Annotated in this window: 17 protein-coding genes and 3 pseudogenes; 10 read left to right on the top strand and 10 right to left on the bottom strand. The window is 55.5% G+C overall.

What is annotated here, in order from left to right; genetic code table 11:
- Nucleotides 1–234: 234 nt before the first annotated feature.
- Nucleotides 235–852, top strand: coding sequence for a hypothetical protein (locus B2Y33_RS16780; RefSeq protein ID WP_050587350.1), 618 nt, complete (start codon nucleotides 235–237; stop codon nucleotides 850–852).
- A 680-nt stretch (nucleotides 853–1,532) separates the two neighbouring features.
- On the opposite strand, the gene B2Y33_RS16775 is transcribed toward B2Y33_RS16780, so the two are convergent.
- Nucleotides 1,533–2,389 (bottom strand): IS5 family transposase gene (locus tag B2Y33_RS16775; protein WP_104148369.1). Its coding sequence is split into 2 segments (ribosomal slippage): nucleotides 1,533–2,045 and nucleotides 2,048–2,389, totalling 855 coding nucleotides; the frame shifts between segments, so codons are not numbered across the junction.
- A 579-nt stretch (nucleotides 2,390–2,968) separates the two neighbouring features.
- Between B2Y33_RS16775 and B2Y33_RS16770 the strand changes: the two genes are divergently transcribed.
- From B2Y33_RS16770 to B2Y33_RS16755, 4 genes are all read left to right on the top strand, one after another.
- Complete coding sequence (locus tag B2Y33_RS16770) at nucleotides 2,969–4,723, top strand: Mu transposase C-terminal domain-containing protein (RefSeq protein ID WP_080641041.1); 1,755 nt, start codon at nucleotides 2,969–2,971, stop codon at nucleotides 4,721–4,723.
- A gap of 67 nt (nucleotides 4,724–4,790) precedes the next feature.
- A complete protein-coding gene (locus tag B2Y33_RS16765) occupies nucleotides 4,791–5,693 on the top strand; it encodes a TniB family NTP-binding protein (protein ID WP_232251875.1) in 903 nt (300 codons plus the stop codon).
- Nucleotides 5,690–6,508 (top strand): hypothetical protein, encoded by an 819-nt coding sequence (locus B2Y33_RS16760; RefSeq protein WP_143524265.1) that lies wholly within the window; start codon nucleotides 5,690–5,692, stop codon nucleotides 6,506–6,508. Before B2Y33_RS16765 ends, B2Y33_RS16760 begins: the two co-directional genes overlap by 4 nt.
- Nucleotides 6,477–7,478, top strand: a complete 1,002-nt coding sequence (locus B2Y33_RS16755; protein ID WP_143524266.1) for a hypothetical protein — start codon at nucleotides 6,477–6,479, stop codon at nucleotides 7,476–7,478. The genes B2Y33_RS16760 and B2Y33_RS16755 overlap by 32 nt, the downstream gene beginning before the upstream one ends.
- A 1,425-nt stretch (nucleotides 7,479–8,903) precedes the next feature.
- Here B2Y33_RS16755 and B2Y33_RS16745 read toward each other — a convergent pair.
- On the bottom strand, nucleotides 8,904–9,170 hold the full coding sequence (locus B2Y33_RS16745; protein ID WP_009684887.1) for an antitoxin Xre/MbcA/ParS toxin-binding domain-containing protein: 267 nt from the start codon (nucleotides 9,168–9,170) through the stop codon (nucleotides 8,904–8,906).
- A gap of 463 nt (nucleotides 9,171–9,633) precedes the next feature.
- On the opposite strand from B2Y33_RS16745, the pseudogene gcvP reads away from it, so the two are divergent.
- The 4 genes and pseudogenes from gcvP to lipA form a co-directional block, all read left to right on the top strand.
- Nucleotides 9,634–11,256, top strand: a pseudogene (gcvP, locus tag B2Y33_RS16740) (aminomethyl-transferring glycine dehydrogenase); the annotation flags it as partial.
- Between the two features lie 85 nt (nucleotides 11,257–11,341).
- A pseudogene (gene glyA / locus B2Y33_RS16735) lies at nucleotides 11,342–12,435 on the top strand (serine hydroxymethyltransferase); the annotation flags it as partial.
- A gap of 220 nt (nucleotides 12,436–12,655) precedes the next feature.
- Entirely contained in the window at nucleotides 12,656–13,780 is a 1,125-nt protein-coding gene (gene gcvT, locus B2Y33_RS16730; protein WP_009684891.1) for a glycine cleavage system aminomethyltransferase GcvT, read from the top strand.
- A 4-nt stretch (nucleotides 13,781–13,784) separates the two neighbouring features.
- Nucleotides 13,785–14,732, top strand: coding sequence for a lipoyl synthase (gene lipA, locus B2Y33_RS16725; protein ID WP_099815951.1), 948 nt, complete (start codon nucleotides 13,785–13,787; stop codon nucleotides 14,730–14,732).
- 97 nt (nucleotides 14,733–14,829) lie between these two features.
- Here the strand turns inward: lipA and B2Y33_RS16720 are convergent, their stop codons facing one another.
- Genes B2Y33_RS16720 through B2Y33_RS16705 form a run of 4 tightly spaced genes read right to left on the bottom strand, consistent with a single transcriptional unit; the run spans nucleotide 14,830 to nucleotide 18,044 of the window.
- Nucleotides 14,830–15,630, bottom strand: coding sequence for an alpha/beta fold hydrolase (locus B2Y33_RS16720; RefSeq protein ID WP_009684893.1), 801 nt, complete (start codon nucleotides 15,628–15,630; stop codon nucleotides 14,830–14,832).
- A gap of 33 nt (nucleotides 15,631–15,663) precedes the next feature.
- Nucleotides 15,664–16,998, bottom strand: coding sequence for a branched-chain amino acid transport system II carrier protein (gene brnQ / locus B2Y33_RS16715; RefSeq protein ID WP_016486888.1), 1,335 nt, complete (start codon nucleotides 16,996–16,998; stop codon nucleotides 15,664–15,666).
- 27 nt (nucleotides 16,999–17,025) lie between these two features.
- Nucleotides 17,026–17,328: an AzlD family protein gene (locus B2Y33_RS16710; RefSeq protein ID WP_033690795.1), complete on the bottom strand. Its 303-nt coding sequence runs from the start codon at nucleotides 17,326–17,328 to the stop codon at nucleotides 17,026–17,028.
- Entirely contained in the window at nucleotides 17,325–18,044 is a 720-nt protein-coding gene (locus B2Y33_RS16705) for an AzlC family ABC transporter permease (protein WP_009684896.1), read from the bottom strand. The genes B2Y33_RS16710 and B2Y33_RS16705 overlap by 4 nt, the downstream gene beginning before the upstream one ends.
- Nucleotides 18,045–18,162: 118 nt before the next feature.
- Here B2Y33_RS16705 and B2Y33_RS16700 point away from each other — a divergent pair, with 118 nt between their 5' ends.
- Nucleotides 18,163–18,627, top strand: coding sequence for an Lrp/AsnC family transcriptional regulator (locus B2Y33_RS16700; protein WP_009684897.1), 465 nt, complete (start codon nucleotides 18,163–18,165; stop codon nucleotides 18,625–18,627).
- Nucleotides 18,628–18,732: 105 nt separating this feature from the next.
- On the opposite strand, the gene B2Y33_RS16695 is transcribed toward B2Y33_RS16700, so the two are convergent.
- From B2Y33_RS16695 to B2Y33_RS16675, 4 genes and pseudogenes are all read right to left on the bottom strand, one after another.
- Complete coding sequence (locus B2Y33_RS16695; protein ID WP_009684898.1) at nucleotides 18,733–19,503, bottom strand: SDR family oxidoreductase; 771 nt, start codon at nucleotides 19,501–19,503, stop codon at nucleotides 18,733–18,735.
- Nucleotides 19,500–20,317: pseudogene (locus tag B2Y33_RS23290) on the bottom strand (NAD(P)H-quinone oxidoreductase). The gene B2Y33_RS16695 and the pseudogene B2Y33_RS23290 overlap by 4 nt, the downstream one beginning before the upstream one ends.
- Nucleotides 20,314–21,018, bottom strand: a complete 705-nt coding sequence (locus B2Y33_RS16680) for an ABC transporter ATP-binding protein (RefSeq protein ID WP_009684901.1) — start codon at nucleotides 21,016–21,018, stop codon at nucleotides 20,314–20,316. The pseudogene B2Y33_RS23290 and the gene B2Y33_RS16680 overlap by 4 nt, the downstream one beginning before the upstream one ends.
- Nucleotides 21,005–22,783 (bottom strand): ABC transporter permease subunit, encoded by a 1,779-nt coding sequence (locus B2Y33_RS16675; RefSeq protein ID WP_009684902.1) that lies wholly within the window; start codon nucleotides 22,781–22,783, stop codon nucleotides 21,005–21,007. Before B2Y33_RS16675 ends, B2Y33_RS16680 begins: the two co-directional genes overlap by 14 nt.
- Between the last annotated feature and the right edge of the window lie 9 nt (nucleotides 22,784–22,792).

The raw sequence follows: 22,792 nt of genomic DNA, 5'->3' as shown, positions 1-22,792 counted from the left end.
GGAAACCCGGGGCGATTCAGAGGACGTGCATGGTAACATTATATTTTCCTTGGAGAATGCTCGCTTAGAAAAGTAGAAATATTTGACTCATAATAATACCGCAAAGAAAATCAGGTTGGGGCGTTAAGTGCTGGCAATGGCTTTGCAGGTAATGTTGTTATTACACCACCAGCCAGCTGAAGGCTCAGAGAACAGCCTGCCGTAAGTGCCAAGTGAAGACTGAGGGCGTGAAGTATGGAAAAAGGGTTTGTTGATCGGGCGAAAAAGAAAGCGTTTCACAAACTGCTGGTGGACAGGATTGGTGAGGAGGCTTGGGCGAAGCGCAAAGCAGCGTATTTGGCACGTATCCGTGAAAAGGAGGCAGTGATCGACCTAGCAATGCCAATCGAGCCGCAGCTCTTCGAACCACCTGAGAACGACATCGACTGGTACATCCTCGCCGCTGAGTTGTCTTTCGATACGCCGCTCAGCGACTCTGCCTATAGTAGCCGACGTGTTTACCCGTATGTCATGGCAATCGGAGCTTACGCTGATGAGCTTCGAGAAGTGCCTGGCGTTAACGATGTCCTGGACAAGATGCTTGCCAATAACGGGAAGCCAGAGACACAGATTTTTGAGCTTCTGACAGCCGCTTTTTACCTGAGAAACGGCTATAACGTTGCCTTCATCCCTGAGAACAGCATCCTCTGGCCAAACGGGAAGACGCGAAGGTCTCCGGATATGCTAATCAGCGATCATGATGTTGAGTTTTACGTTGAGTGCAAACGAGCGGACAAGCAGACAGGGTACTCACAGGACGAGGAGCGGGCATGGGATGGCATTTGGAGCGTGAGGTCTCTAGGACGCAGCTGATAAGACCGCCGGCATTGAGCTGCTTGCCGGCGTCCGAGCTTGGCCCGGGTGAGCCGACGCTGGGGCCTAGGCGATCGAGCGCCATATCATGAAAAGAAATTGTAGTCGCTAAAGGATGCTGGCGGAGGCCGTTCAGTTCTAGACTGCCTGAGCCGTGACAATTGTGAGGCTGTCGCGAAATGAGGCGACTAGCCCTAAGCGTTGTTTCACAAGGGCTCTAGCCGATGCCCTGCCAATTTAAGCGACTTTTCTTGGGATAGTCGCTAGATTAAACATTATTTTTGTGGATTGTCGCCTTATTAAGCATCAACAACAACGAATACCATTTTGTCGAGGATATCTCCCATACGAAGGTAGTTCGGCTGTCATGAAATTAGTCCAAAGTTAGATCAGTAGATTTATTGGCCCTATCTCCGCCCCCGATGGGCGGTCTACCCAGTTGTGGTCGCTAACCCCGGAGGCCGTGGCATGCGCCTACCTAGACAGGCAAAGACGGCGTAGCCGGACACTCGCGCTGCGGCCAAAACAGAATTCTCCGGTCTCCGCACATAACAAACCGCAATCTCCATCCCTCCTTGCTGGGCAATCTGGCTCGGTGGAAGCCTTTTTGCGCAGAGTGTTGTGTTGGTGGCTGCATCTGTTGTACCCACCAATAAGTGATCCGTTTCGTCCAGATTTCTCTAGGCTCTGTACGAAAAGAGATGTCGCAAACACCGCATGGAGCAAGCCAGTGAGACCATGGCGGCATAACTTTTCGCGAGCTTGTCGAAGCGAGTCACGATCCGACGGTTCTCTTTCAGCCAGCCGAACATGCGCTCGATGATGTTGCGCTGTCGGTATTTGGGCCGGTCAAACAGTCTTGGTAAGCCAGGCTTGGGCTTGCGCTTCATCGAGCGCAGCGGGATGACGGGTTGCATTCGATATTGGTCGCAGTAGCGGCGTAGCGCTTCTGCGTCGTAGCCCTTGTCGGCAAGCAGCCATTTGCAGCGCTTGCGCGGGCGGCCACGTTGGCTCGATGGAATGCTGACCTCGTCCAACAGTGGTTGTGCGTAGCTGATGTCACTGGCTTGACCGCCAGAGAGGAGAAAACGCAGCGGTGTTCCGTTGGCGTCGCATAGCATGTGGATTTTGGTTGTCAGGCCACCGCGACTGCGGCCTAGAGCATGATCGGCAGGCTCGTCAGGCCCCCTTTTTTCCCGGCGCCTGATGAGGCTCGGGTTGCGCGTACTGCGGTTGAGTCGATCATCCAGGTTTGCAGATCGATCAAGCCCTGCTCATTCAATCGCAGGTGCAGACGTTTGAGCATCTGCTCTAAAGTCCCTTGGTTTCGCCAGCCCCGAAACCGTTGATACACCGTTGACCATGGGCCGAAGCGCTCTGGCATATCTCGCCATGCAGCACCTGAGCAGAGCACCCACAGCACGCCATCGAGCATCAGCCGGTCGCTCAGTCGGGGCCGGCCTCGGCCATGGGTTTCGATGAAGAGATCGGAGACCACATCCCAGGCCTCGTCCGTGAGTTCGTAGCGCCTTGCCATCACAGAATTCCTTTCCGTTAATGGCGCGTAACTCTACAAAATCTCAGCGCTAAAGGAGCGACGATTAGGTTTCTCGGGATTTCGTACAGAGCCTAGGGCTCCCCCTGGTGGCTTCGCCTTCTGCGATGCAGGGCCCTAGGGCTACTTTTCGTTTGAAACTAAGGACGAACGACCCTCTGACAAGATGAATTTAGTAAATGCATTTTGGATTGAGCATGTACCGAGATGAAGCCTTGATGAAATTCCGTCGTTCCCGTTTCAATTGGAGGCTTCTGCCTCGATTTACTCAGTGATTTGTGCGTCAACCTTGTACTTTTTAATGCTTGAGCTTTGAATTTCGGTATGGCGTTTTGGGTTGCGTTTTATACGTCTATTGTTTTGTGGGTTTTGATCAAGATTCACCTTCGCCTATCAAAAAAGTTGCATTCACAGGGTTGACACAAAGCCAAAATGGAAGTTAAAAATGAAAAAGCATTCAACTTCGCGCTCAGGTAGATGGGTATCACCTGATGGTTTAAAGCATGTCCATCGGGGCTCTACAGGTGTACTTGTCAATTTCATAATCCTTGGTTCAAAGCTATGACCGATACTTCAGAAGATTTGTGGGGGGCGTTAAATAGCTTTACGCCGCTAGAGGAGATAGGGCGGCATAAGGTCGGAAGTGAGCGCTTTACGGTAATTAGCCTCTTCATTGATGGAAAAATATCAGCCGCTGAAGGCATAAATTTACTAGGCATAGGGAAGCAGTATTTTTATAAGTTGGTAGCAAGGTCTCGAGGGGCACGAAATTACAATAAATTAGTGCCAGGTAAGCGGGGTCGTAAAAGCGGGAGCGATAAACTTGATGCTCGCGTGGAAGCAATTATTGATAAAGCTTTTGATGATTACTATTATGGTATTTCTGCTAGCTATGCGAAGGTGTGGTCGGTATGTCAGTCAGAAGCTGATGCTCAAAAAGTTGTGCGTCCCTCTTACTATACGGTCAGGCGAAGGATTAAATCTAAGCCTCCAAGATTATTGTACGAAAGGAAATACGGAAAAGACGCAGCGGAACAAAGATACGGAGCGAGGCCTGGACATAAGAAAACCGACCGCCCACTCCAATGGGTTCAATTCGATCACACCGTCATGGACATATTGTTGGTCGACGAAAATGACCGCCAAGTCATTATTGGCAGGCCTTGGATCAGTTTGGCAATTTGTATCCATACAAGGGTGGTTCTTGGGTTCTATTTGTCTTTATTGCCACCGAGCGCTGTAAGCGTGGCAATGTTAATCGAAAATTGCGTGCTGCCAAAGAATAAGATCTTATTAGCTTTAGGGATGGAGGAAAACCTTTGGCCAGTTCACGGCTTGATGGAAACTATCCATACTGATAATGCTAAGGAATTCATATCTGATGTGCTGGTACTAAACTGCAAGCACTATGGAATTGACGTAAGGCATCGCAATGTAGGAAAAAAACATCAAGGAGGACATATCGAGAGTTTGATTGGGAAGTTCATGACAACCAAAGTGCATTTTTTGCCAGGAACAACGGGTTCAAACGTAATCGACCGGAAGTCATATAGCAGTGAAAAACGCGCATCAATGACGTTTAGTGCGCTACGCAAGTTCATGATTTATCAAGTGTGCGCATATCATGAGACCAAGCATTCTGGCATCGGGAAAAGCCCTATTGAAGCTTGGAATGATTATTATCGAGATGGGGTGGAACCAAAAAGCATTCCAGAAAAAGACCATGATGGTTTTCGCTTTAGCTTTTATCCAGAGTTTGCCGCAAAACAAGTAGTTCCGCAAGGGATAGAGTTATTCCGACGGTTTTATTATGCTCCTGCACTAAAAAATCATATTAGAGAGAAGGTGCTGGTTAAGTATGACCCTTACAACCTTGATGTAATAAGGGTTAAAGTGAATACAGAATGGTTCGTGGTTCCTTGTGTACGAAACTCTTCTGGCAGACATTCGCATTATGAATATTATCGGCATCAGAGGCGCATTAAGTCCATACCAAATGGCACTATGACTAGGCGTGGCAGTGAGGCAGTATATAGTGCAAATCAACTCGTGGTAAATGAAGTAAAAGCTACGACTAAGGCTAGGCGTCTGAAGAAGGAAAAAGGTCTAGAGCAGCATAATGCTTACTCCATCATTTTAGAAGGCGCGAGCAAAAAAAATAATGAAAGCGCTGAAAATTATTCGAACGTTGCCCATGTAAGTGCTAGCCAGGTTGGAGGGCGTAGAGGGCTGATTGACCATTCGATGCCTGGGATAGTCTCGAACCTGCGCTCAAACAATAGTGTAGATTACGAAGATGAGCCGACTTTGTATTGATCGTTCATTAATGAACGATTAAGTATTTTGATTTTTGCCTTAATCCAATTGTTTTTGCGAGACTATTATGTCCGATTTTTCCCACGTGCATCCCGATAGCCATAGCTATTTTTCGTTAACGGATCATGAGCGAACATTGGTGTGCTGTCAGGATATTTGGGTGCCTCATCCCTCAGTTGAAAACCTAATTGCACGTATGCATGTGATGATGCAGATGACAAATAAAATCAATGCCCCCAGTATGCTAGTAATAGGGCCTGGTGGCTCAGGTAAAACTAGCATGATTGAGGAATTGAAGAAGCGACATCGTGTTTGGGCGGAGAAAATGGTATTTGTAACAATGCATCAAAGCCCTAATGGCTATTCATTGAAGGAGTTGATACTGCAAGAAATTGGAGTAGGTGTGTCGCGTCGTGCGCGTCTGAATGAAAATATCTCGCCGGAATTGCAATACTTGATTAAAAGTCAAAATATTCGGGCCATCGTTATCGATGAGATTCATGATGCATTGACATTAACAGACTTCCAGCAGCGAATTAACTTGTCATTGTTGAAGAATTTAGCTGGCTCTAACTATGGTCTCTGTGTCTTTGCATTCGGTATCCCAGATGCCGCGCGGGTATTGAGGCGTGACGCTCAGTTGGCCCGCCGGTATGCTGTGAGGTCCCTAAAACAATGGGGGAATGATAGTGAGTTCAGAAGCTTTGTAGCATCGTACATTTTTCGCCTCCCTTTACGGAAGCCGACAAACTTCAAAGACCAGAAGTTGTTTCTAAAGATAATGGAGACGGGCCAGGGGCTGACCGATAACATTGTGAAAATTTTACAGGCGGCAGCCATGGCCGCAATCACTGATGGCTCTGAACATATTGCTCACAAGCATCTTGACAATATTGAGTATATTATGGATGACCTATGTATTGCGCTGCGCGACGTCGACCAGCTTGAGCGTGAGGGCGGTTTCGCATGAATAGTAGCTCCCGTATTTCCAAGGCAATTAAAGTTCTCCAAGGACAATGCAAGATTGAATATTCGTTCCCTGAATTGACGAATACCATAGCAGAGCTAATACGAAATACAAACATCACTGCTAAGGGTGTAGTCGTTCACCTAGAGGGCGAACCTGGTTGTGGCTTGTCCGCCAGTCTTGAACATGTGGTAAATAAATTTGGTGTAGAGGCAACTAAGGTCAATTATAATTTTAGCTTCGGCAAGCTATCTTTATTGGATAATTTCGCTATTTCTTTGGCAATAAGATCCCCCTACGAGCACCTGAAAAAAGCTCCCTTATATATGGATCAGTACATAAATGAGGTAGGGTTAAAGCTAGTAGTAATTGATGACTTGGAGCGCTTCGAAATCACACATGATAACTCATTGGCTGAATGCTTGGTCGCTATATCGGAAGTCGGAAATGGTCTAGTTGTTCTATATACAACGCACTATCGGCCGCTGGCAAGAAAGATAGAAAAAATTATGAAAGGAAGGGTGAATTTATTTAGAGTTAGAATGTCGCTCGAGTCATCTGATCTTTCCAATGTCGCATTTAAGTTTTTAATCGCTGCGAATGGTGAAACTAGACAAAGTATTAAGTTTTCTGAATGTGCACTTGAACACATCGAGCAGCAAGCATGCCGGCTCGATGAGTTTGTAAAGACCTTAGAGGTGGCTTACGCATATGCGACTTTAAGAAATGATAGCCTACTCAAATTTTCAGGTGCTGAAGAAGAGCTTTCAATTCAAGGAAGTCAGTATGTTGAAGTCCGGGCTATGCTCGAATGCTAAAATGATAGCCGGTGAATCTCTTTCATCTTGGAGTTATCGGCTATGTCAAATCCCAGAAGTGCAGCAGTATATACTGCACAATGCTGGGGGTTATGGACGTGGTCCACGATTATTTTTGTCACTTTTCGAATTTGAAAAGCGTGAAGCTCACTGCGACTTAGATTTTATAAGCCCGGACCATAAATGGAAGGTTCTGCCATTGATTATGGGGTCAGATTTAGAAAGATTCGTCAAGCCTGTTAATGTCGCGCCGATGATACCTTGGGGATTTCGGCGATCTTATTGCGAAGATTGCATGCGTGAAAATCTTCGATCTAATTGTTCTTTGATGCTCAAGATTGCCTGGCGATACGTATCAAAACCATTTTGTGAATTGCATGATGTGTTGCTTAAGGATGTCCCGCGACAGATAGGTGCCGCGTTGGATGCGCCTCGGGCCATATTTAAATGGAATCATAGTATTGAGAGTAAGAATCTCGGACATGCAGAATATGTTAACAACTGGGCCGATTTGCTTAAAACCGCATGTCGTGTTCAGAAGAAACTCGTAAAATTACGTAATCTTCAGCAGGATCGTTGCATTTATCTCTTTGATAACACAATAATGAGCCTTATGCGGGCTCTTCTTACACCAGGCATGGATTTGTATCGTCATTCCGGTAGTAACAGACTGCTAGATATTGTGTCCAGTGAAGGTGAGACGCTATACCTTAGCTGCTACTTGCAGCCGTTTAGGGCTTCTGCAGCTTGTCGCGCGCGCGCGCTTTTTTTTATTGGAATATTGCTAGGGTGGGTTAGTCAAAAGGAGGCCTTTAAGTCACTTCGTGGCGATCCTTGGGAATCAGATACGCCGGAAAAAATATGGGGGAGCGTGTATAAATTTGATAAAGAGCTTTATTATTGGCTTAGAAATAGCTTGATCAGATTCCAGACAAGCGCCCTAAGTATTTGCACTCCACAGTTCGCATAAGTATTTCATGTACACTTATATAGTTCCGATTTACGTTACCCTGGGTTTTTACGTCAAGGTGTCGGGTCAGTTCAAGAGGCAACATCCGTTTTTATGTTATGTAGTTGACGCGCGCAGCTGCAAAATAGTAGGCCATGCTTTTTCGGTCGGTAAGCCCACGATCAATCTCTATGGTAGAGCAATGCTGGGCGTGCGCGCGGAACAGTTGACTCATTCCTCTGACTCCGCTCACACCTCTCATTCGTGTGAATTGTTGCGAATTCGCGGTCCTAGTTTTGTTGGTTCTCTAGCTGACGTTTTTTGTGATGTTGATAAGCCAGTGATGATATCAAAGATACGTAGATCGCGGAATTTGACATTGATTTCTGAGACGATGTTGGCATCTTTGTTGATGCACCATATTTACGAAGCCTTTTCCGATATTTTCATGGCACAAGCAGCAACGATGTCTATTGAGGTCGCTACTCTAAATGCTTTATTAAACCAAGCACTTAGTCGCTGCAATCGATCATTAGATGATTTCCCGCACTGGATCACATTGAGGTAGCGGGTAAGTTTTGCCAAACTACTATTCCAAGCTAATGGAATAGTAGTGTGGTGGGAGAATTGATGTCCTAATTTCCGCCAGCAAAAGCTGTGCAAAAAGAAGGTGCGCTCTCATACTTAGTCTCCATCCTATAAGCTCAATTCTAAGTTGGTCCGTACTCAAACGAACTACCACTATATTTTAAGTCTGAACGGGAGAGCCGGCGCTGCTCGAGGCTAGATTAGGAGTGGCGCAGAGATAGATTCCAAGGCTGATCGTGGTTTCAAATGTGGATTTGCTTTGCGAGACACTGTGCCGCCTAAGGTGGCATTGAAGGCCAAGGTCGAGAGCTCTAGGTGCATGTGGGATTCGTGTTTTTTTGTTACGATCACCGCCACCGAAATGATTTTCTTCACTTGGCAAAAAAAACTTCATTTTTGAGGTTTTCCTACACTTTTTCTTCATTCGCGTGAACCAACGCGACGTATTCCAAGCCACGTTCCAGTGGCTTCGACACTGTCCCTGCGGTTCAACGCTTTTACAGTAGGCTGTCCATGAACGATCAAAAAAGCCCCCCTAGTGTCCATTCGAAAGCAGTCGTTTTCCACTCCTGCTACGACACTGTGCTCAGAAAGGTGGACGCACGATACGATATACGCGGTTACGTTTTGGCTCAGATGGTCAAGCTTTGCCTCCAGAGCCGCGGTACGCTCCCGCTCGCGTACCGCAGCTTTTATGCGCAGTACGCTCAAGCCGAGGCGATTGCGTTCTTGGAAGCGTGTGTTACCCACTTGTTATTCGGCCCGGCTGGTCGCCTTTCACCACAGGAGTATCACTACCAGAGAGATGCATACCAAAACCCGGGCTAGCCCGTAGCCCGATCAGCAGCATTCTGATGCTCACGTGTAAACGCCGTACTCAAGACGGTAGAGGAAGGCCCATACCTCCATATAGCTTTCATGACTCCAAAGCAAGGTGCATGGGGTGTGGTTGCCAAGACCAAGCGCAGGGCTGATCATCCAACGCTGTGCCAGTTCTCCTTTGCCGAGCACCTCCATTGCTTTTCGAAAAATTTGCGCCTTCCTTGTTAAAAAAGCCCCATGAGCAGAGGTCCAGCAGCTGATTGAGGGCTGGTCGCTAATTCCGTGGATCGTGATACTGTTCATGACAAGTGTTCCAAAGGCAAATGTCGAGAGACTTTGATGACACTATGACCTCAGGCGGGGGTTGCACGCCACCGATCTTGTAGGTAAGCGCAGCGACTGCGGACTGCTATGTCAACATACCCTGAGTTTATCGAGTTGCGGGGGAGTGTCGCCTGAGGCCAGTCGGTCATGCCGCTAAACCCGCCCCTGAAAGCCCCGTCTGAATGGCGTCCATAGAGCGCAGCCGCCACGCCTGCCCACGCCTGCAGTGTGGGGAACGGGCTGAACATCGCTGGCTTCAACACGGGGACCGCACCAGATTCGTGGGTTGGTGGTATGACTTCAAGCTCCATCGGCGGCGCACAGTCCTGCATCGCCTCTTCCGAGCTATCATTGCACTTATCGCGGCGAAGATAGCGGTCGCTGCGGCATACAGCCTGGTGTGGGTAGGGCCAGCATGGCGCGTCCGGTGAAGCGTGCTAACAGTCTGCGCCTCATCGACGACACGCGGCTCGGCGTGTCCCTGGATGAAACCTGCGAGCAGGCCAGCGTCGAGGCGCTGTGGCAGGTGTTCGCCGTGCCCGGCCAGGCCCTGCCGGAGTTCGCCGCGCTGGCACTGGATGTCGAGGATTGCCTGCCGGCCGCGCTGCTGCGGGAAAGCCCTTTCCTTCAGCATGAGGTGTTCAACCGCTATCACTCGGAAACCGAGCTGATGCGCTACCTGCGCCGCCTGGCCGACAAGGACCTGGCCCTGGACCGCACCATGATCCCGCTGGGCTCCTGCACCATGAAGCTCAACGCCGCCAGCGAGATGATCCCGGTCACCTGGCCGGAATTCGGCGCCCTGCACCCGTTCGCCCCGGCGGAACAGGCGAGGGGTTACCGGCAACTGACTGACGAGCTGGAAGCCATGCTCTGTGCCGCCACCGGTTACGACGCCGTGTCGCTGCAGCCCAACGCCGGCTCCCAGGGCGAGTACGCCGGCCTGCTGGCGATCCGTGCCTATCACGCCAGCCGAGGCGAGGGCGGGCGCGATGTATGCCTGATCCCGTCGTCGGCCCACGGCACCAACCCGGCCACGGGGCAGATGGCCGGGCTGCGGGTGGTGGTCGTCGCCTGCGATGCCCGCGGCAACGTCGATGTCGCCGACCTGCAGGCCAAGGCCGAACAGCATCGTGAACGCCTGGCCGCGTTGATGATCACCTATCCCTCGACCCACGGTGTGTTCGAAGACGGTATCACGCGGATCTGCGAGATCGTCCATGAACATGGCGGTCAGGTGTACATCGACGGCGCCAACATGAATGCCATGGTCGGCCTATGTGCGCCAGGTAAGTTCGGTGGCGATGTTTCCCACCTGAACCTGCACAAGACGTTCTGCATTCCCCATGGTGGTGGCGGCCCGGGCGTCGGGCCGATCGGGGTCAAGGCGCACCTGGCGCCTTTCCTGCCGGGTGCTGGCAAGACCGGGGCAGTGAGTGCGGCGCCGTTTGGTAGCGCGAGCATTCTGCCGATCACCTGGATGTACATCCGCATGATGGGCGGAGCGGGCCTCAAACGCGCCTCGCAGGTGGCGATCCTCAGCGCCAACTACGTGGCCCGGCGCCTGGAGGAGCATTACCCGGTGCTCTACACGGGCGAGAACGGCCTGGTGGCCCATGAGTGCATCCTCGATCTGCGTCCGCTCAAGGAGAGCAGCGGAATCGGTGTCGAGGACGTGGCCAAGCGCCTGATCGACTATGGCTTCCATGCGCCGACCATGTCATTCCCGGTGGCCGGGACTTTGATGGTAGAGCCGACCGAGAGTGAGTCAAAGGAAGAGCTGGACCGCTTCTGCGAGGCCATGATCGCAATCCGCGAGGAAATCTGTGCGGTGGAGACCGGTGGGCTCGACAAGCAGGACAACCCGTTGCGCAACGCCCCGCATACAGCGGCTGAGCTGACTGGTGAATGGACGCATACCTATAGTCGCGAGCTGGCGGTGTACCCATTGTCGAGCCTGCGCGAGAGCAAGTACTGGCCGCCGGTGGGGCGCGTGGACAACGTCTACGGCGACCGCAATCTGGCGTGTGCCTGTCCGCCGGTGTCGAACTATCAGGATGCCTGAGTGATCTTTCGCCCCCTGTCGCTGACTTGCCAGCGATAGGGGGGCGAAAACCTGGCTATAAAACCCGAACAACAAGGAATTTCCCATGTTCCACAAAAGCCTCACCCTGTCTGATTTCGACCCTGCACTGTTTGACGCCATCCGTCGCGAGACGCAGCGCCAGAAAGACCATATCGAGCTGATCGCCTCGGAAAACTACACCAGCCCCCAAGTGATGCAGGCCCAGGGGACCGAACTGACCAACAAGTACGCCGAAGGCTACCCGGGCAAGCGTTACTATGGAGGCTGCGAGCACGTCGATGTGATCGAGCAACTGGCCATCGACCGTGCCAAGCAATTGTTCGGCGCCGGCTACGCCAACGTTCAGCCACACTCCGGCTCTCAGGCCAATGCCGCCGTGTACCTGGCCTTGCTGCAACCTGGCGACACTATCCTCGGCATGAGCCTGGCCCACGGCGGTCACCTGACCCACGGCGCCAAGGTCTCGTCCTCCGGCAAGCTTTACAACGCCGTGCAATACGGCATCGACGCCAATGGCCTGATCGACTACGACGAAGTCGAGCGCCTGGCTGTCGAGCACCAGCCAAAGATGATCGTCGCCGGCTTCTCCGCTTATTCGCGAACACTGGACTTCCCACGTTTTCGCCAGATCGCCGACAAGGTCGGCGGCTGGCTATTCGTCGACATGGCCCATGTCGCCGGCTTGGTCGCCGCAGGCCTGTATCCAAACCCGCTGCCATACGCCGACGTGGTCACCACCACCACCCACAAGACCCTGCGCGGCCCCCGTGGCGGCCTGATCCTGACCAAGGGCGAGCCAGAGCTGGAGAAGAAGCTCAACTCGGCGGTATTCCCCGGCGGCCAGGGCGGCCCGCTGATGCATGTGATCGCGGCCAAGCAGTGTGCTTCAAGGAAGCCCTCGACCCCAGCTTCAAGGACTATCAGGCCCAGGTGATCATGAACGCCCAGGCCATGGCACAGATCTTCATCCAGCGTGGCTATGACGTGGACTCCGGTGGCACCAACAACCACTTGTTCCTGGTCAGCCTGATCCGTCAGGGCATCACCGGCAAGGACGCCGATGCTGCCCTCAGCCGTGCCCATATCACCGTGAACAAAAATGCGGTACCCAACGACCCGCAGTCACCGTTCGTGACCTCGGGCCTGCGTATTGGCACCCCGGCGGTCACCACCCGCGGCTTCCGGGAGGCGGAATGCCGTGCACTGGCGACGTGGGTGTGCGACATCCTCGACCACCTCGGCAATGCCCAGATCGAGGCCCACGTGGCGAAGCAAGTCGCGGGGCTGTGCGCGATGTTCCCGGTCTACCCAGCCTGATCCATCGAGACGGCCAGCAGCACGCTGGCCGTCGTCTCTACCGAATGCCTGGAGTCACCCCATGTCCACTGAAACACTACAAAAGACACCGTTGCACGCTCTGCACCTGGAATTGGGTGCGCGCATGGTGCCGTTTGCCGGCTACGCGATGCCGGTCCAGTATCCGCTGGGCGTACTCAAGGAACACCTGCACACCCGCGAGCAGGCCGGCCTGTTCGACGTCTCCCATATGGGCCAGATCTGCCTGCGCGGCGTGGATGCCGGCAAGGCGCTGGAGCGCCTGGTGCCGGTGGATATCGTCGACCTGCCGGTGGGTATGCAGCGTTACGCGCTGTTCACCAGCGCCGACGGGGGCATCCTCGACGACCTGATGGTCGCGCGGCTGGCGGATGACGAGCTGTTCCTGGTGGTCAACGCCGCCTGCAAGGAACAGGACTTGCGTCATCTGCAGCAGCACCTGGAAGGCCTTTGCGAAGTGGAATCGCTGTTCGACAGCCGAGCCTTGCTCGCCCTGCAGGGGCCGGCGGCGGCGCGGGTGCTGGCGCGCCTGGCGCCGGAAGTGACCGGCATGACCTTCATGCAGTTCGCGCCGCTACGCCTGCTGGGTGTCGATTGCTATGTCAGCCGCTCGGGGTATACCGGCGAGGACGGCTATGAAATCTCGGTGCCGGTCGAGGCGGCGCTGATGCTGGCCCGCTCGCTGCTGGCCGAGCCCGAGGTGGCGGCCATCGGCCTCGGTGCGCGCGACTCGCTGCGCCTGGAGGCGGGGCTGTGCCTGTATGGCCACGATATGGAAACCCGCACCACGCCGATCGAGGCCAGCCTAGCTTGGGCGATTTCCAAGGTACGACGTGCCGATGGCGAACGTGCCGGCGGCTTCCCCGGTGCCGAGCAGATCTTCGCCCAGCAGCGCGATGGCGTGGCCAGCAAGCGCGTCGGCCTGCTGCCGAAGGAGCGGGTGCCGGTGCGCGAGGGCACGCTGACCGTCAATGCCCGCGAGGAGGTGATCGGCCGCGTTACCAGCGGCGGTTTTGGCCCGAGCCTGGGCGGGCCACTGGCCATGGGTTACGTGCAGAGCGAGCAGGCGGCGCTGGACAGCGAAGTCTTCGCCCAGGTGCGCGGCAAGCTGGTGCCGATGCAGGTAGTGCGGACGCCGTTCGTTGCGCAGCGTTACTACCGTGGCTGAGGTCATGGCTGTGCAGACAGGGGTGAAGCTGCGTGGCGCCGACAAGGTGGCGCGGATTCCGGTGAAGATCCTGCCCACCGAGGATGTGCCACGCAAACCGGACTGGATCCGCGTGGAGATCGCCGCCTCGCCCGAGGTGGCACGAATCAAGGCGTTGCTGCGTAAGCACAAGCTGCACAGCGTCTGCGAGGAAGCCTCGTGTCCAAACCTGGGGGAGTGTTTCTCCGGGGGCACGGCGACCTTCATGATCATGGGCGATATCTGTACGCGGCGCTGTCCGTTCTGCGATGTCGGGCACGGTCGGCCCAGGCCGCTGGATGTGGACGAGCCGCGTAACCTGGCCACCGCGATTGCCGATTTGCGCCTGAAATACGTGGTGATTACGTCGGTGGACCGCGACGACCTGCGCGATGGCGGTGCGGGGCATTTTGCCGAATGCATTCGCCAGATTCGTGCGAAGTGCCCTGGGATCCAGCTGGAGACGCTAGTGCCGGATTATCGTGGGCGAATGGAGGCGGCGTTGGCAATCACCGCCGAAGCGCCGCCGGATGTGTTCAACCACAACCTGGAGACGGTACCTCGCTTGTACAAAGCAGCGCGGCCGGGGTCGGACTTCGAGTGGTCTCTGGATTTGCTGGAGCGGTTCAAGCAGTTGGTCCCGGAGGTGCCGACCAAATCAGGCCTGATGCTCGGGCTAGGGGAGACGGACGAGGAGGTGATTAAGGTGATGACGCGGATGCGTGAGCACGGGGTGGATATGCTGACGCTGGGGCAGTATCTGCAGCCGTCGCGCAGTCACTTGCCAGTGCAGCGATTCGTGCATCCCGACGTGTTTGCCTGGTTTGCCGAGGAGGGGGCGAGGATGGGCTTCAGGCATGTAGCTTCTGGTCCGTTGGTGCGATCTTCCTACCATGCAGATCAACAACTCGGGAATGTTCACCCAGTTCGCTAAAGGCCCGCTGGAACCCTTTCGCTGTAAGGGTTCCAGCGCAGCTGCCAATGCGTTCGGTGAGAGTTGTGGAACCACCGGATAGCAAGCGTGCACGGCGCTAGTACAGGTGTCCGGCTGACTTAGCAAGGAACACGCTCGTAGCCGCGAGTACTTGGTCTGGGTACTCCCTATGCGGCAGGTGCCCACAGTTTTCCAGCATGTGCAAAGTAGGCGCTCGGCTTATCCCAGCACACAAACGCTCGGGATGATGCCGAGTCCCATACTCGTCGCGGTCTCCATGTAGAACCAGCGCTGAGCACTGTACCTGGGCCAGTTGCCTATCAAGGTTCCACTGCCGAAATTCCTCCGAGAGCCAAGTATCGACCCAACTGCGCAAAACCCACTCAGCTTTCTTTCCATGGTACTGCTGAAGTCGTTCCATCTGGCCAGGCAGGGCAAACCGCCGCGCTGCGGAACGGATACCGTCAAGGATCGCGTTGTCGACTGCAGCTTGGGCGGACTCGGTAATCAGTCCGTGGCATGCTTGCGGATGGGCGGCCGCGCAGCCAACCGCCATGCCGCCGCCTACGCTATGGCCGAAAACCACGAATTGGCTTAGTTGGAAGTATTCACGCACTGCTTGAAAATCACCGTGAGCTTCATCCTCGATGAAGCTCGGTGTCAGATTGACCAAGCAAGCGCTAGAGCGCCCAAAACCAAGCCGGTCGTAGGCGATCACCTCGCGCCCACAAGACTGGGCCAACCGCAGCGGAAAATCGCGCCACAGTTCCACACACCCTAGTGAATCGTGCAGAAGCACGATTGGAACCCCGCGTGATTTCCGCGGACTCCAACACTCTGCATACAAATGACCTCGTGGCGTCTCGATCCTGTGTGACTGCTTGGCAATGTCGGTCATACCCGTGCTCCGTTCAAAAGGTAAATCACTTGGTCAGGCCGACTCCGGCGACAGAGAAGATGAGCGGGTTTTCGCTCCTTTGTACAGGTCGTAAACAGTTGCGACGAAAAATATGGCCAAGGAGGGCAGTAACCAAGCAAGGCTGGCGTTAGCCAAGGGGAGTTGACTGACCCAGAGCAGAACACTCGGTGGCAGTAAACCCGCTGCCATGCATGCGTCGATAAGGCCGAAACCCAGTGCGCAAGCGGTTACCGGTATCAATACCCGCGCAGGGCTGTTGAGGCGAGAGCTAATCAGGCTGAGCAGAATGATTGCGATGCAAGGCAGGTAGATTGCGGTCAGCACCGGTACAGACACCGCGATCAGTTGGGTAAGTCCCACGTTGGAGACAGCGAAGGAAAATCCAGCGAGCAGCGCTGCCAGTGTGCGGTAACCGAGCGGCAAGAATTTGCTGAATGCTTCTGCGCATGCGCAGGTCAGTCCAATCGCCGTTACCAGGCAGGCGATGGTGATCAGGAATGCCAGGAGCCAGTAGCCGACTGCGCCGTAGGTATGCAGTACATAGGCATTGAGCACCTGAGCACCATTGTCGGCATGATCGACGAGCCCGCCTGCATGAGCCCCCAGTTCGAAAAGGCTGGCGTAGACCAGGCTTAGACCCACACCGGCAATCAACGCTGCGATGACGCTGTATTTGAACAGCTGCCGCGGCGCATGGATGCCGCGATGTTTCAAGGCGTTCACTACCACTGCACCGAATACCAGTGAGGCCAATGTATCCATGGTCAGGTAGCCTTCCGTAAGCCCTTTACTGAAGGCCTGGGTATCGAACGGTGGCTCAGCAGGACCTTGTGGACCCGCAGTCCAGATGAATGCTCCAACACCGAGGATCGCCAAAGCAGCTACCTTGATCGGCGCAAGGCAGCGGCCCACCGAGTCCAACAGCCGGCCGGGATACAGGGATACCGCCAGGACCAAGGCAAAATAGAGGGCGCTGTAAGCGAACAAGTGCGCAGGGCTGTTGCCGAGCCACGGTGCTACACCAACCTCGAATGACACGGTAGCGGTGCGCGGAGTAGCAAACAGGGGGCCAATACACAGAAAACAAACGATTGCCAATGTGCGCGCAGCCAGTTTCCCCAGTGGCGCGCACAGCTTGTCCATGGAGCCTTCAAATCGAGCCAGAACGACAATCGCGAGTACCGGCATGCCTACGGCAGTGATGAAATAGCCTGCGGCGGCGGTCCATACCTGGTCACCCGCGCTCAGGCCGATCATAGGCGGAAAGATGATGTTACCGGCGCCGACAAAAAGCGCAAAGGTCATGAAACCGAGAGCTAGCAAGTCTCGCTTGGAAAGATTAACCATTGGGATTTTCTTCAGAAAGGTGAACGTTCAGCTCGGCAAGGCCGTTCGCAGAGCAGCAGTGACAACGATGGCGAATACCACCACCGGGAAGAAGGAGTAACGGGTGGCCGCAACTAGGGTGAGGCCCAAGGCAATCAGGTCAGACGGCTGTCCACTGACGAATTTTGGCGCGATCACTGCAATCAGCACACAACCGGGGGCTGCCTCGAGCACCTGGGTGAGCTGTGGGCCGATGACCCGTTTACGCAACAGCAGAAAACCCATGATGCGAGTCAGGTAAGTGACGACGGCCATCCCAAGGATGGTGACCAAGGTGGTGATATCCATCATGGTTTGGCCCACAGGTAGGCGCTGACCAGTCCTGCAACGGTGCCAGCCAGCACATACCAGCCACCGGGGATCAACAGATAAAAGAGTGCTGCAGTGATTAGACTGAAGAGCCAGGGCAGGGCGGCATGCACACCTTTCCACATGCCCTTGAGCAGTACCAGAAAGACTGCCGCGAAGGCCATGTCGAAGCCGTAGCCATGCAGGTCGCCCAGCAGCGGCCCTACCAATGCGCCGAGGGTGGTAAAGCAGACCCAAGTGCCCCAGAGGCACAACGAAACGCCCATGTAATAGCGCAAGCTGAAGCCTGCGCGTCGGCGCGCATCGGCCAGGCCCATGGCCCAGCTCTCATCGCACATGAAGAACAACGCGCCGAGCGCCTGCCTCAGCGGCAAATCCCGCAGGTAGGGTGCCAAAGTCGCGCCCATCAGCAGGTGTCGGCTATTGACCAGCAAGGTCATGGCTACGATCACCAGGATTGCCGGAGGTGATGTCCAGAGCTCGATAGCGGCGAATTCCGAGCCGCCGCCAAAGTTCAAGCCGGTCATCAGCGCGACCTCGCCTGCAGCAAGACTGCGTTGCGATGCCTGGGCGCCGAGCACCAAGGCAAAGGGAATGAAGCCCAGCAGAACGGGTACGGCAGCTATTGCTCCGCGGCGCAAATCGTCGTTGGGTGTTGTGGCTGGGGGATCACTCAGAGCAGGTTCAATGACATTCATACGCACCTCCGTTGGAGGCAAATTATTTCAATTTGTCGCTGAAATTTGCTTGCGTAATTGCATGATCAGCATGAGCATTTAGCATCCAGTTTCAGAATTTTCCTATAGCGAGAATCCAATGCCAATCAAGCTAGATGCTATCGATCGCCGCATCTTGAGCGCCCTGCAGAGAGATGGTCGCCTGCAAAATCAGGAGCTTGCCAAGCAGGTCGGGCTTTCCCCATCGCCATGCCTGCGTAGGGTCCGCCTGCTGGAGGAATCTGGCGTGATTGAACGCTACGTGGCGCTGGTGGACCCGGCGAAAGTGGCGCTAGGGCTGACTTTGTTCGTCCGGGTTTGGCTCAAGCGCCAGGACCAGGCCACCACCGATGAGTTCATCAACGCCGTCCGCCAGTTACCGCAAGTGGTGGAGTGCCACGTGATGGCAGGCGATTGTGATCTCATGCTTAGAGTAGTGGCAGCAGACCTGGAGGCTTATCGACGCTTCCAGATCGCTCATTTGACAAGCCTGGACGTGGTGCAAAATGTCAAAACCGAGGTTCCAATGGAAAAGATCAAGCTCACTACCGAACTGCCGGTGTAAGTTGTGGCCTCGATTTTATTGCGGGCGTTTTGAGCCGATGCCGACAAGGTCCGCGAGCCACCGAAGCCGGCAGCCCGCGTTATTTGATAACGCGTTGGAAAGTAATTAACGCATAAGCCAGCCACCTGCCACATCCAGCACCTGGCCAGTGATAAATGCGCTATCTGGCGCACTCAGATAGCACGCCGCGTCGGCGACCTCACACGGCTGCCCCAGCCTGAGCAACGGCGTATCGGCGATCACTGCTTCATTGGCTGCGGAGGCAACCGTCTTCAACAGAGGGGTTTCGATGCGCCCAGGTGCCAGAGCATTGGCCGTGATGCCATAGGCACCGAGTTCTCCGGCCAGGTGTCGGGTAAAGCCAATGATGGCCGCCTTGGTAGCGCTGTAGTGTGCTGCGACCAAAGGTAGGTACGCACTGCCTGCCACCGAGGACATGTTGATGATGCGGCCGAAGCGTTGCTCGACCATCGAGGGCGAAAGCAAACGTGACAGGTTGAACGCGCCGTTCAGATTTACCGCAACCACCTGCTGCCATTCCGTTGGGCTCATCTGCCAGATCGGGGCAGGCTTGCCCTCATGCTTTGGGGAAATTCCCGCATTGTTGATGAGCGTATCCACGCGACCGATTTCCTCAGCCAGCAGCGCACAGGCATGCTGGCATTGTTCAAAGTCGCCAACATCTGCAGCTTGCCAGGCAACGTGGAAGCCCTGGGCGCGCAGTGCTTCACCTTGTGCTTGCACGGCTTGCGGGTTGAGGTCGAGTAGCGCAACGCGGGCACCTTCTTCGCAATAGCGTTGTGCGATAGCCGCGCCGATACCGCTTGCCGCGCCTGAAACCAGAACATTTCTACCGCTGTGACGTCCTGCAATCATGGGTTTATCTCCAACATTATCTTGCCGATGTGACGACTGGTCTCCATCAGCGCATGAGCTTGTGCGGCCTGATACAGAGGGAAAGTAGAGTGAATAACCGGCAGGCAGAGACCGGAATCGAGCAGAGGCCAGACGTGGACCTGCAAAGCGTCGGCGATCGCCTCCTTCTCTGCTTTGGGTCGGGCGCGAAGTGTCGAGCCGGTAAACGTCAGGCGCTTGAGCATGATCGGCATGACGTTCAGGTCCACCTGGCTGCCTTCGAGGAAGGCGATTTGCACAAGCCGGCCTTCCACGGCCAGCGCATCGATATTTCGTTGCAGGTAGCTACCCCCGACCATATCGAGGATCAGGTTGACCCCCTTGCCTGCGGTTTCGGCGTCGATCACCTCGACGAAGTCTTCTTCGTGGTAGTTGATGACCCTGCTGGCGCCTGCGCTACGACAGGCCTGTAACCAACGGGAACCCGCAGGCAATGCGCGGCCGGTGCACAACAGTACTCGGCATAACCGCCCCCCGGCGTGAGTGCACAGACGTGCGTGCCAACCTGCACGTTCTGTACGCCAGCGCCGACAGCCACGACTTCACCGGAGACTTCCAGGCCCAGGTAAGGTGAAGCATCAACAGGGGGCGGATAGCTGCCGGAGCGTTGCAAAATGTCCGGGCGATTCACGCCGGCATACGCAACCCGGATCAGCACTTCGTCAGCGGCCGGGGTCGGGATGTCAGCCTCGGTCAGATGCAGGCAAGCAGCACTGCCTCCTGGGCGGTGTTCAATCAACAGCATCTTCTGCTCCATAGTCTGCCGCTCCTTCATAGCCCCAGGTACGCCCGCTTGACATGGGGATTCTCCAGCAGTTCTTGCCCTGTGCCTGTCAGGGTGATGCTGCCGTTCTCCAGCACGTAGCCGCGATGAGCGACACGCAGGGTATGGACGATGTTCTGCTCGACGATCAGTACCGTGGTACCCAGCGCGAGGATCTTGTCGATGATGCCGAACACTTGGGAAACCAGCAGCGGCGACAATCCCAGAGACGGCTCGTCGAAAATCAGCAATTTGGGATCAGACATCAGCCCGCGTGCGATGGCGACCATCTGTTGCTCACCACCCGATAGTGAACCGGCATGTTGCTCCAATCGCTCACGTACCCGCGGGAACAGCTCCAGCACTTGTTCCAGGCGTTGCTTGACCGCAGGCCGAGCGGCCTTTTTATAGGCTCCCATCAGCAGGTTGTCGCGTACGCTGATGAACGGGAACAACTGGCGCCCTTCGGGAATCAGCGTGACGCCGGCAGCGACAATCTCGTCAGGGGCACACCCGTCGAGGCGGCGGCCTTCGAATTCGACCGTGCCGAGAGAGGGGCGGATCAGGCCGCAGAGGCTGCGAAGTGTTGTGGTCTTGCCGGCTCCATTCGCGCCTACCAAGGTCACCACTTCACCCGCCTTGACCTCGAGAGAGACGCCTCGCAGGACCTCCGTATTGCCATAGCCAGCATGGATGTTTTCAAGCCGCAGCATGGTCGTACTCCTTGCCCAGATAAGCTTCGATGACTTGCGGATTGGTCACCACAGCTTGTGGTTCGCCATCCATCAGTACCGCGCCGGTACTGATCACCACGATGCGGTCGGACAAGGTCATGGTTGCCTGCATGATGTGCTCGATCATCAGCACACTGACCCCCGTGTCACGCACACGGCGGATGATCTCGATGGCCTTGCCGACATCGGTGGGGTTCAGGCCCGCCATGACTTCATCCAGCAGTAGGACGCGCGGGCGCGTGGCCAACGCACGGGCCATTTCCAGGCGTTTCATGCCACCGACCGTGAGGTTGCGTGCGCGGGTGTCGAGCAGTGGGCCAAGGTCGGTGAGGGCGGCAACCTTGGTGGCGATCTGCCGGGCTTCGACGGGGTCGCGGGTGTGCATGAATGCGCCGAGCATGATGTTCTCGCACACGCTCAGGTCAGCGAACGGCTGCACGATCTGGAACGTACGGCCAATGCCGGCCACGGCGAACTGCGCAGGGCTGGACGGCGTTACCCACTGACCGGCTGCCGTGCGTACCTTCACCTGGCCCGAGGAGGGCTGGATAAATCCCGAGAGTTGGTTGAACACGGTGGTCTTGCCGGCACCGTTGGGGCCGATCACACCCACGATCTCACCCTCGTTGAGGGTCAGCGACACGTCGTTGGTCGCGTGCAACCCGCCGAAAAACTTGTGCAGGTTTTCCGCGACCAGAATCGGTTGGCCCGTATGCTTCGACGGCTGGGATACCGGGCGTGCTGCGGCTGGCGGCACGGTGTTGGGCTTGCCGCCAGGTAGCCGGTCCACCCACGCACTGACCCTCTGCCCGAAGCGCCCTACCAGGCCTTGTGGAATTGTCAGGACAAAGGCTACCAGCACCAGTCCATAGACAAGCCCGTGTACGCCGCTGCCGGCGTCGCCTAGCCAGCCACGTGCAAGCTCTGCCAGCGGCAACACGATCAGGGTACCGATCAGAGGCCCCGACAAGGTCCCAAGGCCTCCAATCAGGGCGAACATGGCGATCTGGATGGACAGCTCCAGCGAGAACATGGCACCAGGCTCGATGAAGGTCAGGTACATGGCGTGGAAGCTTCCGATCAGGCTGGTCAGCGCCGCGGACAACGCCACGGCGATCAGTTTGACCTTGACTGCGTTGACGCCCACGGCCTGGGCTGCGTCCTCGCGCTCGCGTACAGCGATCAGGTAATAGCCCAGGCGCGAATGCTTGATTTTCCACGAAACCAGCAAGGTGATTGCAAGGAAACCGAATGCGATCAACAGGTAAGGCCAACGTGCGCGGAACAGCATCCACTCCGCCCCCAGCTTCAGAGGCACGGCCAGGCCCGCAGCGCCGCCGGTGAGGTCATGCTGATTGATGACCAGCAGGCGCACTACCTCCAGTACAGCAATGGTCGCTAAGGCGAAGAAAGGCCCACGCAGTCGGAAGCAGGGCCAGCTGATAACTACGGCCAGCACGGTGGACACGACCGCGCCCACAAGCATGCCGAGCCACGGGCTCATGCCGAGGTGCAGCAGCAGGAGGGTGCTGACGTAGGCGCCGGTGCCATAGAACACCGCATGGCCCAGGGACAGCTGGCCTGCGAAGCCGCCGACGATGTTCCAGGCACTGGCCAGTGCTGCATAGCTGCAGATCAGGATGAACAGGTGGAAGACAAAGTTCGAGCCCGCCGAGAACGGGATGATCAGCAACAGCGACAGCGCTGCAAAGCTGAGGTAGATGCGCGGATGAAGAAAGTTCATCGGTTAGCT

It is taken from the genome of Pseudomonas sp. UBA5666, assembly GCF_002420785.1.
GTDB classification, from domain to species: Bacteria; Pseudomonadota; Gammaproteobacteria; order Pseudomonadales; family Pseudomonadaceae; genus Aquipseudomonas; species Aquipseudomonas fulva.
Note: the sequence above shows the minus strand (reverse complement) of the source record. Positions and strands in the feature narration are given on the sequence as shown.

Bases quoted from the DNA above. Each gene is read 5' to 3' on its own strand.
- brnQ (WP_016486888.1), bottom strand. From the start codon at position 16,998: ATGGTTAATCTTTCCAAGCGAGACTTGCTAGCTCTCGGTTTCATGACC.
- B2Y33_RS16675 (WP_009684902.1), bottom strand. From the start codon at position 22,783: ATGAACTTTCTTCATCCGCGCATCTACCTCAGCTTTGCAGCGCTGTCG.
- B2Y33_RS16720 (WP_009684893.1), bottom strand. From the start codon at position 15,630: ATGACCGACATTGCCAAGCAGTCACACAGGATCGAGACGCCACGAGGT.
- B2Y33_RS16695 (WP_009684898.1), bottom strand. From the start codon at position 19,503: ATGATTGCAGGACGTCACAGCGGTAGAAATGTTCTGGTTTCAGGCGCG.
- B2Y33_RS16745 (WP_009684887.1), bottom strand. From the start codon at position 9,170: ATGAACAGTATCACGATCCACGGAATTAGCGACCAGCCCTCAATCAGC.
- B2Y33_RS16680 (WP_009684901.1), bottom strand. From the start codon at position 21,018: ATGCTGCGGCTTGAAAACATCCATGCTGGCTATGGCAATACGGAGGTC.
- B2Y33_RS16770 (WP_080641041.1), top strand. From the start codon at position 2,969: ATGACCGATACTTCAGAAGATTTGTGGGGGGCGTTAAATAGCTTTACG.
- B2Y33_RS16755 (WP_143524266.1), top strand. From the start codon at position 6,477: ATGTTGAAGTCCGGGCTATGCTCGAATGCTAAAATGATAGCCGGTGAA.
- B2Y33_RS16710 (WP_033690795.1), bottom strand. From the start codon at position 17,328: ATGATGGATATCACCACCTTGGTCACCATCCTTGGGATGGCCGTCGTC.
- B2Y33_RS16780 (WP_050587350.1), top strand. From the start codon at position 235: ATGGAAAAAGGGTTTGTTGATCGGGCGAAAAAGAAAGCGTTTCACAAA.
- B2Y33_RS16760 (WP_143524265.1), top strand. From the start codon at position 5,690: ATGAATAGTAGCTCCCGTATTTCCAAGGCAATTAAAGTTCTCCAAGGA.
- B2Y33_RS16765 (WP_232251875.1), top strand. From the start codon at position 4,791: ATGTCCGATTTTTCCCACGTGCATCCCGATAGCCATAGCTATTTTTCG.
- lipA (WP_099815951.1), top strand. From the start codon at position 13,785: ATGGCTGTGCAGACAGGGGTGAAGCTGCGTGGCGCCGACAAGGTGGCG.
- B2Y33_RS16705 (WP_009684896.1), bottom strand. From the start codon at position 18,044: ATGAATGTCATTGAACCTGCTCTGAGTGATCCCCCAGCCACAACACCC.
- gcvT (WP_009684891.1), top strand. From the start codon at position 12,656: ATGTCCACTGAAACACTACAAAAGACACCGTTGCACGCTCTGCACCTG.
- B2Y33_RS16700 (WP_009684897.1), top strand. From the start codon at position 18,163: ATGCCAATCAAGCTAGATGCTATCGATCGCCGCATCTTGAGCGCCCTG.